This is a genomic window from Roseateles sp. GW821-FHT09B06 (genome assembly GCF_059418245.1).
This window is the reverse complement of sequence record NZ_JBWKPM010000012.1, coordinates 1-12,101: the sequence shown is the minus strand read 5'-3', so window position 1 is coordinate 12,101 and position 12,101 is coordinate 1. Positions and strand designations below refer to the sequence as shown.

At 69.5% G+C, this 12,101-nt stretch carries 10 protein-coding genes and 1 pseudogene; 7 read left to right on the top strand and 4 right to left on the bottom strand.

The annotated features are described in order from the left end of the window. Nucleotide 1 precedes the first annotated feature (1 nt). The 3 genes from AC07OQ_RS12385 to AC07OQ_RS12375 all read left to right on the top strand — a co-directional run bounded on the left by AC07OQ_RS12385 (nt 2) and on the right by AC07OQ_RS12375 (nt 4,974). Complete coding sequence (locus AC07OQ_RS12385; protein WP_495053434.1) at nt 2-427, top strand: DUF1178 family protein; 426 nt, start codon at nt 2-4, stop codon at nt 425-427. 220 nt (nt 428-647) lie between these two features. Next, nucleotides 648-1,757, top strand: a complete 1,110-nt coding sequence (locus AC07OQ_RS12380) for an efflux RND transporter periplasmic adaptor subunit (RefSeq protein ID WP_495053433.1) — start codon at nt 648-650, stop codon at nt 1,755-1,757. A 1-nt stretch (nt 1,758) separates the two neighbouring features. After that, nucleotides 1,759-4,974: an efflux RND transporter permease subunit gene (locus AC07OQ_RS12375; RefSeq protein ID WP_495053432.1), complete on the top strand. Its 3,216-nt coding sequence runs from the start codon at nt 1,759-1,761 to the stop codon at nt 4,972-4,974. A gap of 3 nt (nt 4,975-4,977) precedes the next feature. On the opposite strand, the gene AC07OQ_RS12370 is transcribed toward AC07OQ_RS12375, so the two are convergent. Both AC07OQ_RS12370 and AC07OQ_RS12365 read right to left on the bottom strand, forming a co-directional pair. After that, nucleotides 4,978-6,384 (bottom strand): FAD-binding oxidoreductase, encoded by a 1,407-nt coding sequence (locus AC07OQ_RS12370; RefSeq protein WP_495053431.1) that lies wholly within the window; start codon nt 6,382-6,384, stop codon nt 4,978-4,980. Beyond that, nucleotides 6,381-6,797 (bottom strand): DUF2069 domain-containing protein, encoded by a 417-nt coding sequence (locus tag AC07OQ_RS12365; RefSeq protein ID WP_495053552.1) that lies wholly within the window; start codon nt 6,795-6,797, stop codon nt 6,381-6,383. Before AC07OQ_RS12365 ends, AC07OQ_RS12370 begins: the two co-directional genes overlap by 4 nt. A gap of 10 nt (nt 6,798-6,807) precedes the next feature. Here AC07OQ_RS12365 and AC07OQ_RS12360 point away from each other — a divergent pair, with 10 nt between their 5' ends. Continuing rightward, nucleotides 6,808-8,040 carry a YihY family inner membrane protein gene (locus AC07OQ_RS12360; RefSeq protein ID WP_495053430.1) on the top strand — a complete coding sequence of 411 codons (1,233 nt, stop codon included), beginning with the start codon at nt 6,808-6,810 and terminating at the stop codon, nt 8,038-8,040. Here AC07OQ_RS12360 and AC07OQ_RS12355 read toward each other — a convergent pair. Beyond that, entirely contained in the window at nt 8,017-8,595 is a 579-nt protein-coding gene (locus AC07OQ_RS12355; RefSeq protein ID WP_495053429.1) for a helix-turn-helix domain-containing protein, read from the bottom strand. The genes AC07OQ_RS12360 and AC07OQ_RS12355 overlap by 24 nt on opposite strands. Before the next feature lie 108 nt (nt 8,596-8,703). Here AC07OQ_RS12355 and kbl point away from each other — a divergent pair, with 108 nt between their 5' ends. Continuing rightward, nucleotides 8,704-9,909, top strand: coding sequence for a glycine C-acetyltransferase (gene kbl, locus AC07OQ_RS12350; protein ID WP_495053428.1), 1,206 nt, complete (start codon nt 8,704-8,706; stop codon nt 9,907-9,909). 12 nt (nt 9,910-9,921) lie between these two features. Further along, nucleotides 9,922-10,869, top strand: coding sequence for an NAD-dependent epimerase/dehydratase family protein (locus AC07OQ_RS12345; RefSeq protein WP_495053427.1), 948 nt, complete (start codon nt 9,922-9,924; stop codon nt 10,867-10,869). Nucleotides 10,870-11,004: 135 nt separating this feature from the next. On the opposite strand, the gene AC07OQ_RS12340 is transcribed toward AC07OQ_RS12345, so the two are convergent. Next, nucleotides 11,005-11,331, bottom strand: coding sequence for an Mpo1-like protein (locus AC07OQ_RS12340; protein WP_495053426.1), 327 nt, complete (start codon nt 11,329-11,331; stop codon nt 11,005-11,007). Nucleotides 11,332-11,505: 174 nt separating this feature from the next. Here AC07OQ_RS12340 and AC07OQ_RS12335 point away from each other — a divergent pair. Continuing rightward, nucleotides 11,506-12,101: pseudogene (locus AC07OQ_RS12335) on the top strand (hypothetical protein); the annotation flags it as partial.

The window sequence follows — 12,101 nt, the reverse complement described above, 5'->3', positions numbered from 1 at the left end:
CATGCTCGTACTCAACCTCGGCTGCGACAAGGGCCACCGCTTCGAAGGCTGGTTCGGCTCGGCCGATGACTTCGAATCCCAGCAGGACCGCGGTCTGGTCAGCTGCCCGGTCTGCGCCAGCGGCCGGGTGCAGCGCCTGCCCAGCGCGCCGCGCCTGAATGTCTCGAAGCAGCGCGAGCCCGTGGCCGCGGCGCCCGCGGCGCGCCCCGACCCGCAGCTGACGGCGTTGCAGCTGGTGCGCCAGATGCTGGCCGGGACCGAGGACGTCGGCGAACGCTTCGCCGAGGAAGCCCGTCGCATCCATTACGGCGAGGCCGAGGAGCGCGGCATCCGTGGCAGCGCCAGCCGCGAGGACGCGCTGGCGCTGGTGGAGGAGGGCATCGAGGTCATCGCGCTGCCCGAGCCGCTGAAGGGCACGCTGCAATAGCCGCCCCCGGCGTGCAGCCCCCCGCGCCCGCCACCGCTCATCCCCCGTTTCTGCTGCTCAGCGGCACCAGGCTTGCGTTCGTCGCAAGCGGCTTGGGCGCCGCTCATGCCGCATGGCAAGATGCCCGGATCTGTGCCCAGGGAGGCGCAGCGTAAAACAATCCCGGAGCCCCTTGATGATGCGCCATCGCCTGCATGCCCTCGTAGTTGCCAGCTCTCTTGTGCTTCTCCTGTCGGCCTGCGGCAAGCCCGGCAACGGGGCCGCCCAGGCCGCCAAGGCACCGGCCGCGGCCAAGCCGCTGCTGCTGTCGCCCGAGGATCTGCAGGCCATGGGCCTGTCCAGCTATGCCAGCGGCCCGGTCATCACCGGCTCGATCCAGCCGGAGAAGCGCGCCGACCTGCGCGCCGAGGTCCAGGCCGTCGTGCTGCAGGTGTTCAAGGAGAATGGCGAGAAGGTCAAGCGCGGTGAGTTGCTGGTGCGGCTGGACGACAGCGCCATCCGCGAGAGCCTGTCCTCCGCCGAGGAGGCCGCGCGCGCCGCCAGCCAGGCCTTCGAGCAGGCCGAGCGCCAGTTCCAGCGCATGAAGACCCTGCAGGGGCAGGGCATGACCTCGATGCAGGCGATGGAAGACGCCGAGGTCCGGCGCAACAACACCCAGAGCGACTGGGTCGGGGCCAAGGCCCGAGCCGCCACCGCGCGCCAGCAGCTGCAGCGCACCGAGGCGCGCGCGCCCTTCGACGGCATCGTCTCCGACCGCAAGGTCTCGGCCGGCGACACCGCCCAGATCGGCAAGGAGCTGGTCAAGGTGATCGACCCGGCCAGCATGCGCTTCGAGGGCCTGGTGTCGGCCGACCGCATGTCCGAGCTGAAGCTGGGCCAGACGGTCTATTTCAAGGTCAACGGCTATGCCCAGACCGACTTCCAGGGACAGGTGCGTCGCATCGCCGCCGCGGCCAACGCCACCACCCGCCAGGTGGAGGTGCTGGTGAGCTTTGCCGGCGCGCAGCAGCCCGGCGTGGCCGGCCTCTATGCCGAGGGCCGCGTGCTGAGCCAGAGCGTCAACGCGCTGATGCTGGCCGACAGCGCGATCCAGCGCGAGGGCGACCAGGCCTTCGTCTGGCGCGTGCAGGACGGCAAGCTGGCGAAGGTGGGCATCAAGCTCGGCGAGCGCGACGAGCGCCAGGGCCTCTACCAGGTCACCGCCGGACTGAAGCAGGGCGACCAGGTGCTGCGCCATCTGAACACCGCGCTGGCCGACGGCCGCGCGGTGCAACTGGCCAAGGCCGCCGCCAGCGCGCCCGCCGCCTCCGCCGCCCAGAACGGAGGCTGAGATGTTTCTGTCCAACTTCAGCGTCAAGAAGCCGGTCGCGACCGTCGTCATCATCATCGCGCTGATGGCCCTCGGGCTGCTGGCGCTCAAGAAGCTGCGCGTCAACCAGATTCCGGACGTCGAGCAGCCGGTGATGGTGGTCAGCATCAACTACCCCGGCGCCTCGCCCGAGACCAGCGAGCGCGAGATCATCAACCGCATCGAGAAATCGCTGCAGAGCATCTCCGGCGTCACCGAGGTGCGCGCCACCGCCAACGAGGGCAATGCCCAGCTGGTGCTGATCTTCGAGTTCAGCAAGAACATGGTGGAGGCCGCCGACGAGGTGCGCAATGCCATCGGCGCGGTGCGTCACAAGCTGCCGGTCGAGATGCGCGAGCCGGTGCTGCGCCGCATCGACCCCGCCACCCAGCCCATCATGCAGCTGGCGCTGTCGTCCACCGGCCAGAGCCATGCCGAGATCTCGCGCCTGGCCGAGGATCAGCTGGCCGACCGCTTCCGCAGCATCAGCGGCGTGGCCACGGTGGAGGTCAACGGCGCGCTGACCCGCGAGCTCTCGGTGCTGCTGCACGCCCAGAAGCTGCGCGAGTTCAACGTCTCGGTGACCGAGGTCGTCAACGCGCTGCGTGCCCAGAACACCACGGCCCCGGTGGGCAAGGTGCGCGGCACGCTGGAAGACCAGAGCATCCGCCTGCTGGGGCGCATCGAATCGCCGGCCGAGTTCGAGCAGATCGTGGTCAAGCGCCTGGGCGGCGAGCTGGTGCGCCTGGGCCAGGTGGCCAGCATCCGCGACGGCTTCGCCGAGCGCACCAGCATCAGCGTGCGCAACGGCTCGCCCAATGTCGGCATGTCGGTGACCCGTTCGCGCGACGCCTCGACCGTCAGCGTCGCCAACGACGTGCGCAAGCTGGTCGACGAGATTGCCAAGACCCTGCCGGCCGGCACCAAGCTGGAGGTCACGCAGGACGGCGGCCGGGACGCTCAGAACAGCCTGGACAACGTGATCCACGCCCTGGTGTTCGGCGCCGGCCTGACCATCCTGGTGGTCTATGTGTTCCTGAACTCCTGGCGCTCGACCCTGATCACCGCCACCTCGCTGCCGACCTCGGTGATCGCGGCCTTTATCGCGGTGTGGCTGTGCGGCTTCACGCTCAATTTCATGAGCCTCCTGGGCCTGTCGCTGGCGATCGGCGTGCTGATCGACGACGCCATCGTGGTGCGCGAGAACATCGTGCGCCATATGGAGCGCGGCGCCGACCGGCGCAGCGCGGCACTCAACGGCACGGCCGAGATCGGCATGGCCGTGGCCGCCACCACCTTCTCGATCGTCGCGGTGTTCGTGCCGGTGGCCTTCATGCCCGGCGTCTCGGGTGAATGGTTCCGGCCCTTCGGCCTGACCGTGGTGGCCTCGGTGCTGGTGAGCCTGTTCATCTCCTTCACCCTGGACCCGATGCTGTCGGCCTTCTGGGGCGACCCGCCGGGGCATCACGAGGCGCCGAAGAAGGGCCTCTCCAGGCTGCTGCAGCGCTTCAACGACTGGTTCGATCACCAGGCCGATCGCTATGGCCTGGTGATCGCCTGGGCCCTGCATCATCGGCGCTGGATGGCCTTCTTCGCCGTTGCCAGCTTCGTCGCGGCCATCGCGCTGCAGAACATGTTCGGCGGCACCAGCTTCCTGCCGGCCTCGGACTCCGGCACCATCGCCGTCGAGGTGCGCACCCCCGCCAGCGCCAGCCTGGAATATGCCAAGCTGAAGATGGAGGCCGCGGCCAAGCTGGCGCGCGAGATCCCGGAGACCAAGGCCACCAACAGCTATGTGAACGTCAGCGGCGGCCGCATCTATGTGGACCTGGGCAAGAGCACCGAGCGCAAGCGCAGCGCCGCCGAGATCGCCCGGGAGCTGCGCGAGCGCGTCGCCACCCTGGTCGGGGCCGAGTATGTGGTGCTGGACGACCTCAACAACGGCGCGCAGAAGCCGGTGCAGATCCGCTTCCACGGCACCGACTCGCGCAAGCTGCTGGAGATCACCAACGACTACATGGCCAAGCTGCGCGAGGTCAAGGGCGCGGTCGACGTGGGTCTGTCGGAACAGGATCCGCAGAACGAGCTGCAGATCGAGCTGAACCGCGGCCTGGCCAATGCGATGGGCATCTCGGTCGGCGATGCCGCCACCGCCTTGCGCGTGGCCTTCGCCGGCGTCGAGGTGGGCGACTGGGTCGACCCGAGCGGCGAGACCCGCGATGTGGCGGTGCGCCTGGCGCCGCAGGACCGGGTGGATGCCAGCAATATCGAGCGCCTGCCGATCACCGTGGCCGGCAGCGGCATGATGGTGCCGCTGGAGCAGATCGCCACCGTCACGATGGGCAAGGGCCCGGCCAAGATCCAGCATGCCGACGGCAAGCGCATGATCGCGGTCTCGGCCAACGCCCAGGGCCGCTCGCCCGGCGAGGTGACCAAGGACGCGCTGGCGCTGGCCAAGGCGATCAACTTCCCGCCCGGTTACGGCATCGAGCTGGCGGGCGCGTCGAAGGACCAGGAGGAGGTGTTCGGCGCGATGGCCATCGCCCTGGTCTCGGGCATCGGCCTGATGTACCTGATCCTGGTGATGCAGTTCGGCAGCTTCACCGCACCGCTGGGCGTGATGCTGTCGCAGCCGCTCTCCCTGATCGGCGTGGTGCTGGCGCTCTTGCTGACCAAGGGCACGCTGAACCTGATGAGCTTCATCGGCATCATCATGCTGGCCGGCCTGGTGGCGAAGAACGCGATCCTGCTGCTGGACGCGGCGCGCCAGGAGGAGGCCAACGGCGTGCCGCGCGAGGAGGCGCTGATGCACGCGGGCCGCAAGCGCTTCCGCCCGATCCTGATGACCACCTTCGCGCTGATCGCCGGCATGCTGCCGGTGGCCATCGGCGTCGGCGAAGGCGGCGAGTTCTACCGCCCGATGGCCGTGGCCATCATCGGCGGCACGATCACCTCGACCTTCCTGACCCTCTTGATGGTGCCGAGCTTCTACGACAGCATCGAGATCGCCAAGGACCGCATGATCGCCAAGTTCCAGCGCCGCGATGCGCGCTGGAACACCGCGCTGGCCTTCCTGCTGACCTTCGTCGAGGCGATCCTGACCCTGGTGGGCATCCGCATGCTCTGGCGCGGCCTGGCCAGGCTGGTGAAGCTGGCGCGCGGCCGTCGCGGGCCGGCATTGCCACAGGGCGCGGACTGATCGCTACAGCACGCGTCCCGGATTGAGCAGGCCCTGGGGATCCAGGGCCTTTTTGATGGCCCGCATCATGTCCAGCGCCACCGGGCTGCCGCGCCGCGCCAGTTCCTCGCGCTTGAGCCGGCCGATGCCATGCTCGGCCGAGATCGAGCCGCCCAGCGCCTGCACCGCGTCGAACACCAGCGCGTTGACCGCGGCCTCGCGCTCGCGCAGGAAGGCGGCGGGATCGACGCCCTCGGGCGCCTGCACGTTGTAGTGCAGATTGCCGTCGCCCAGATGGCCGAAGTCCACCAGGCGCACGCCCGGGAAGGCGGCCTGCAGCGCCGCGTCGGTGCTTTCCACGAAGGCCGGGATGCGCGAGACGGGCAGGGCGATGTCGTGCTTGATGTTCAGGCCTTCCTCGCTCTGCGCCAGCGGGATCGATTCGCGCAGATGCCACATGGCCCGCGACTGCGCGACGCTCTCGGCCACCGCGGCATCGGCGATCAGGCCCTGTTCCAGCGCCGTCTCCAGCAGGCCCTCGAACAGCGCGCGGGCATGGGCCTCGCTCCCGCTGTCGGACAGCTCCAGCAGCACGGTCCAGGGCGAAGGCGGCAGCGGCTGGACCAGCTGCGGGAAATGGCGGCGCACCAGGCTCAGCGAGAAGGCGTTCATCAGCTCGAAGCCGGTCAGGCCCGAGCCGGCGCGTGCCTGTGACAGCGACAGCAGCGCCACCGCGGCGTCCGGGCTGGCGCAGGCGGCCAGCGCGGTCATGCGCGCGACCGGCTGCGGATAGAGCTTCAGCGTGGCGGCGGTGATCACGCCCAAGGTGCCCTCGCTGCCGACGAAGAGATCGCTTAAGGAGTAGCCGGTGTTGTTCTTGCGCAGGCCCGATAGCCCGTCCCAGACATCGCCGGCCGCCGTCACGAGCTCCAGCCCCAGACACAGCTCGCGCGCATTGCCGTAGCGCAGCACCTGGGTGCCGCCGGCGTTCGTCGCCAGATTGCCGCCGATCGTGCAGCTGCCCTCGGCCGCCAGGCTCAAGGGGAACAGCAGGCCCTGGGCGGCGGCCGCCTCCTGCACGGCCTGCAGCACGCAGCCGGCCTCGACGGTCATCGTCAGGTTGGCGGCGTCGATCTCGCGCACCTTGTTCAGCCGCGTCAGGCTCAGCAGCAGCTGCCGGCCGCTGTCGTCCGGTGTCGAGCCGCCCACCAGACCGGTGTTGCCGCCCTGCGGCACCACGGCCACGCGATGCGCGGCGCAGAGCTTCAGCAACGCGGCCACCTCGGCCGTGCTGCCGGGGCGGGCCACCGCGAGCGCGCGGCCGACATAGCGCTTGCGCCAGTCGCGCTCGAAGGCCATGGCGTCGGCACCGCTCAGCACCTGGCCCGGGCCGATCGTGGCCCGCAGCGCATCGAGGAACGCGCTTGTCATGGCGCCGCCTTGGCGGCGCGCAGGCGCTGCCGCACATGCAGGGCGCAGGCCGTGAAGATCAGGCCGCTGAGCAGCAGCTCGATCCAGGCCAGCGGCACCGAGGGGCCGCGGTCGCTGGTGGCGCGCACCGCGCCCTCGGCGGCGTAGAGCCAGATCATCAGGCTCAGCCAGCGGAAGGTGTAGAGCCGGTAGCGCCACAGGCCGACGAAGGGGATCAGCAGCGGCAGGGCCTTGATGGCCAGGGTGCCGCGCCCGGTCGGCGCGAGCCACAGCTCCCAGGCCAGGCACAGCACGAAGAGGGCGGCCAGGCCCGCCAGGGCGAGGTTGCGCGACAGGGTTTCCTGGGCCGAGGCCCGGCTGCGGCCGCTGTTCGGGCTCGAGATTTCGGGAGAGGGGGACGACATGGCTGGCATCATAGCCAGCATGACTGTTTCCCCGAGCCTCTCCAAGAACGAGCCCCTGTTGCAGCGCCTGTTGCACTGGCCCTGGCTGGCCACCCTCCACACGCTGCGCCTGCGCTTTGCCGAGGCGCGCCTGGGCCAGACCGCCGGCAGCCTGACCTTCACCACCCTGATCTCGCTGGTGCCGCTGCTGACGGTGATGTTGGCCCTGTTCACCGCCTTCCCGATCTTCGCCAGCTTCCAGCAGGCGCTGGAGAAGTACTTTCTGCAGAGCCTGATCCCGGCCAATATCGCCAAACCGGTGCTGGGCGCGCTGACCCAGTTCGCCGCCAAGGCGAACCGCCTGGGCCTGGTGGGCCTGGTGGTGCTGGGCCTCACGGCGCTGACCCTGATGTTCACGATCGACCGCACCCTGAACACGATCTGGCGGGTCAAGCGGCCGCGCCCGATGGTGCAGCGGGTGCTGGTCTACTGGGCCGCACTGACCCTGGGGCCGCTGCTGCTGGGCGCGAGCCTGACCCTGACCGGCTACGCGGTCTCGGCCGGCAAGGGCCTGGTCGGCGGCCTGCCGGGCGGGCTGGCCGCGGTGCTGAACGGCATCGAGCTGGTGGTGCTGAGCGCCGCGGTGGGCGGCCTGTTCCATTACGTGCCCAACACCCATGTGCGCTGGCGCCATGCGCTGGCCGGCGGTCTGTTCGTCGCGATCGCCTTCGACCTGGCCAAGAGCCTGCTCGCCTGGTACGTCAAGCAGGTGCCGACCTACTCGACCTTGTACGGTGCCTTCGCCACCGTGCCGATCTTCCTGATCTGGATGTACCTGGGCTGGGTCATCATGCTGCTGGGGGCCTTGCTGGCGGCGAACATTCCCGCGCTGGGCGGTCGCATGCTGCACCGCGCCGAGGCCCCGGGACTGCCGCTGGAACTGGCGCTGGAGGCGATCCGTGAGCTCTGGCGTGGCCAGAAGCTGGGGCAGCCCGGCCTGTCGGCGCAGGAACTGGCACTGCGCCTGCGCATTGACCCGCTGCAGCTGGAACCCTCGCTCGACGCCCTGCTGGCGATGGACTGGCTGGGCCGACTGGAGGAGGCCGGCGCGCAGCGCCTGGTGCTGCTGGTGGCGCCAGACGTCACGCCCGCAGCGCCGCTGCTGCAGGCCCTGCTGGCCCAGCGCAGCGGCGCGCTGACGCCGCTGTGGCGCCATGGCGATTGGGCGCGCTGCAGCGTGGCGGAATTGTTAGGGATGCAGGACGACCAGTAGCGCCGTGGCCGGCTCGCCGCCGTGGTTGCGGATCGCATGCGGCCCGTCCACCGCATAGCGGGCGGTCTCGCCTGCCTTCAGCGCCTGGCTGACCTGTCCCGCCGTCACCTCCAGTGCGCCGCTCAGCACCGACAGATGCTCGCGCGAACCGGGCTCATGGGCCGCCGACTCCAGCGCGCCGCCGGGCTGCACCGTCAGCTCGTACCACTCGAACTGCCCGGCCAGGTCGATAGGCCCGAGGATGCGCAAGGTGCACAGCCCGTCCGGGCTGGCCAGGCTGGGCGTGGCATGCGAGGCCACGGTCTCGATCGCCGGCGCCGCCGGCTTCTCGCCGCCCAGCAGCTCCGACAGTTCGACCCGCAGCGCATTGGCCAGGCGCCAGACCACGGCCACGGTCGGGTTGGCCTGGTTGCGCTCGATCTGCGACAGCATCGACTTGCTGACGCCGGCGCGGCGCGACAACTCGTCCAGCGACAGGCCCTGGGCCTGGCGCAGGGCTTGCAGCGTGGCGCCGACGCGTGGCGGTTCCAGGGATTCGGCGGGATTGGCGCTCATGCTGGGTGGCGGGCTTGACCGTGAAAAGCAATTCTCAGATACTGCACGAAAGTTCGATATATCGAACTGTGTTCTGTTTAGTGAATTGTGCACCAGGAGTCGCCCGACATGACCACCGCCCAAGACTTTTATGCGCACCTGCAGGCCGAGCTGGCCGGCATCCGCGAGGCCGGGCTCTACAAGAGCGAGCGCGTCATCACGACTCCGCAGGGCGCGATGGTGAAGACCGCCGATGGGCGCGAGGTGATCAATCTCTGCGCCAACAACTACCTGGGCCTGTCCTCCCATCCCCAGGTGATCGAGGCGGCCCACGAGGCCCTGCGCACGCATGGCTACGGCCTGTCGTCGGTGCGCTTCATCTGCGGCACCCAGGACCTGCACAAGACCCTGGAGCAGCGCCTGGCCAAGTTCCTCGGCACCGAGGACACCATCCTCTACGCGGCGGCCTTCGATGCCAATGGCGGCCTGTTCGAGCCGCTGCTCACCGAGCAGGACGCGATCATCAGCGACGAGCTGAACCATGCCTCGATCATCGACGGCATCCGCCTGTGCAAGGCCAAGCGCCTGCGCTACAAGCACAACGATCTGGCCGACCTCGAGGCCCAGCTGCAGGCCGCCAAGGCCGCCGGCGCGCGCTTCACCCTGGTGTTCACCGACGGCGTGTTCTCGATGGACGGCACGATCGCCCAGCTCGACAAGATCCGCGAGATCACCGACCGCTACGGTGCGCTGCTGGGCATCGACGAATGCCATGCCAGCGGCTTCCTGGGCAAGACGGGCCGCGGCACGCATGAGCACCGCGGCGTGTTCGGCAAGGTCGACATCATCACCGGGACGCTCGGCAAGGCGCTGGGCGGCGCCTCGGGCGGCTTCACCACCGGCCGCAGGGAAGTGATCGAACTGCTGCGCCAGCGCTCGCGCCCCTATCTGTTCTCGAACACGGTGGCGCCCAGCATCGTCGGCGCCTCGATCGCGGTGCTGGACCTGCTGGAGGCCTCGACTTCGCTGCGCGACAAGCTTGAGGCCAACACGGCCTATTTCCGCCAGGCCATCCAGGCTGCCGGCTTCGAGATCAAGCCCGGCACCCATCCGATCGTGCCCATCATGGTCCACGACGCGGTGCTGGCGCAGCGCTTGAGCGCCCGCATCCTGGAGCTGGGCATCTACGCGGTGGGCTTCTTCTTCCCGGTCGTCCCCAAGGGCCAGGCGCGCATCCGCGTGCAGGTCTCGGCGGTGCACGAGCGCGAGCATCTCGAGCGGGCCGTCGCCGCCTTCACGCAGGCCGGTCGCGAACTGGGCCTGATCAAACAATAAGCAGCAGAAGACATGAGCACGAAGATCCTGATCATCGGCGCGAACGGCCAGATCGGCAGCGAGCTGGCCGTCGAGCTGGCCAAGCGCCACGGCAACGACAATGTCATCACCAGCGATGTCGCCCCGGAGGGCCGCGTCAAGGCCTTGCGCCACGAGATGCTGGACGTGACCGACGCCGCCGCGCTGACGGCCGTGGTCAAGCGCCACGGCATCACCCAGATCTACCATCTGGCCGCCGCGCTATCGGCCACCGGCGAGCAGCACCCGATGTGGGCCTGGGACCTGAACATGAAGGGCCTGCTGAACGTGCTGGAACTGGCCCGGGTGCACAAGCTCGACAAGATCTTCTGGCCCAGCTCGATCGCGGCCTTCGGCCCCAGCACCCCGTCCGTCGACACGCCGCAGACCACGGTGATGGATCCGACGACCATCTATGGCATCTCCAAGCTGGCCGGCGAGCGCTGGTGCGCCTGGTACCACGCCAAGCATGGCGTCGACGTGCGCAGCCTGCGCTATCCCGGGCTGATCAGCTACAAGACCCCGCCCGGCGGCGGCACCACCGACTACGCGATCGACATCTTCCATGGCGCGCTCAAATCGGGCCGCTACAGCTGCTTCCTCGAGGAGGGCCAGGCCCTGCCGATGATGTACATGCCCGACGCCTTGCGCGCGACGATCGAACTGATGGAGGCTCCGGCAGAACAGATCAAGCAGCGCGGCAGCTACAACCTGGCCGGCGTCAGCTTCACGCCGCGAGAAATAGCGGCCGAGATCAGGAGGCACATCCCGGACTTCCGCATCGACTACGCGCCCGACTTTCGCCAATCCATAGCCGCCAGCTGGCCGCAGCGCATCGATGACAGCGCGGCCCAGGCCGACTGGGGCTGGAAGCTGGACTACGACCTGGCCGCGATGGCCGAGGACATGCTGAACCAGTTGCGTCCACAACTGGCCGCCTGATCCTGCCAGCTGCGCCCACTCTTGGCTGCTTGAGTGCATTGACCCAGCGAGGCCCGCGGATCCGGCTCTGCCGGGCCATTGGGCCTGCCCCCTTGGGGGGGCGCGCGCAGCGCTTAGGGGGTGGGCTCCGGCAGATCAGAAGGGAATCCGGCCGGCCCAGATGTCCTTGTACATCACCCAGTCGCCCATGAAGCTGTAGAGCGGGCGCTTGAAGGAGGCCGGCTTGTTCTTCTCGAAGCCGAAATGGCCGAGCCAGGCGAAGGCATAGCCGCACAGCAGGCCGTAGAGCAGGAACTGCAGCTGTCCGCTGTACAGGGTCCAGGCCAGGCACAGCAGGGCCAGGGTCGAGCCGATGAAGTGCAGGCGCCGGCAGGTCCGGTTTTGGTGTTCGCCCAGATAGAAGGGGTAGAACTCGGCGAAGCTGTGGAACTGCTTGACCGTGTCGGCCGGGCTGCTGTTCATGGCGATGGCTCTGATGCTGTCTCCGATGGATCGATTCAATGCGCTGAGCCGCGGCCCAGCCATTGGTGAAAGCCCGGTCCGGTCCATGTTGCGGCGCGGCAGGCCGCTGGGCACACTGCGCGCGTGCTTCTCTCCCTGCCTCTCTCGTCTTCCGCCATGGGCCGCACGAGCCCGATGCCCGTTCCCCTGACCGACCGCAGGCTGGGTCAATGCCTGACCCTGGCCCTGCTGCTGCACATCCTGCTGGTGCTCCTGCTGGGCAACACGCCGGGCGGCAGCGCGCGGCCGGGTGAGGGCGTCTGGGGTTCGCTGAGCGTGCGCCTGCGCGAGGCCGAGCCTGCCGACAAGATGCCGGGCCCACCCCGGCCCGCCCCAGCGGCCCCCGAGGTGGCGCGGCCGGACGTCGGCGCCCCGGGCAGCGCGAAGACCGAGCGCTTTGGCGGCGCGGTGCGGCGCGAGGAGCCCGCGGCGCTGCCGCCGACACCGGGTGCGGCCCGCCTGGGCCAGTGGCGCCAGCAGCCCGGCAGCCTGCCTGACGGCGAGGCCGCGCGTCCGGCCCAACTACCGGCCCAGTTGCCGGCCCCCACTGCCGTTGCCGCGCCGGCCGCGCCGCTGCCCCGGCAGGCCCTGCCCGGCGCCGAAGCGCTGACGTCCGGCCTGCCCGCGCCGCCGAGCTTGGCGCCGCTGCGTACCGCCACCTTGCTGGCCCCCGCCAGCGCGATCGAACGGCGCGCCGCGCCGACGGTCGTGGCGCCGGAGCCGGTCGCGGT

Coding starts and splice junctions, on each gene's coding strand:
- AC07OQ_RS12385 (WP_495053434.1), top strand. CDS start 2: ATGCTCGTACTCAACCTCGGCTGCGACAAGGGCCACCGCTTCGAAGGC.
- AC07OQ_RS12375 (WP_495053432.1), top strand. CDS start 1,759: ATGTTTCTGTCCAACTTCAGCGTCAAGAAGCCGGTCGCGACCGTCGTC.
- AC07OQ_RS12370 (WP_495053431.1), bottom strand. CDS start 6,384: ATGACAAGCGCGTTCCTCGATGCGCTGCGGGCCACGATCGGCCCGGGC.
- AC07OQ_RS12365 (WP_495053552.1), bottom strand. CDS start 6,797: ATGCCAGCCATGTCGTCCCCCTCTCCCGAAATCTCGAGCCCGAACAGC.
- AC07OQ_RS12360 (WP_495053430.1), top strand. CDS start 6,808: ATGACTGTTTCCCCGAGCCTCTCCAAGAACGAGCCCCTGTTGCAGCGC.
- AC07OQ_RS12355 (WP_495053429.1), bottom strand. CDS start 8,595: ATGAGCGCCAATCCCGCCGAATCCCTGGAACCGCCACGCGTCGGCGCC.
- kbl (WP_495053428.1), top strand. CDS start 8,704: ATGACCACCGCCCAAGACTTTTATGCGCACCTGCAGGCCGAGCTGGCC.
- AC07OQ_RS12345 (WP_495053427.1), top strand. CDS start 9,922: ATGAGCACGAAGATCCTGATCATCGGCGCGAACGGCCAGATCGGCAGC.
- AC07OQ_RS12340 (WP_495053426.1), bottom strand. CDS start 11,331: ATGAACAGCAGCCCGGCCGACACGGTCAAGCAGTTCCACAGCTTCGCC.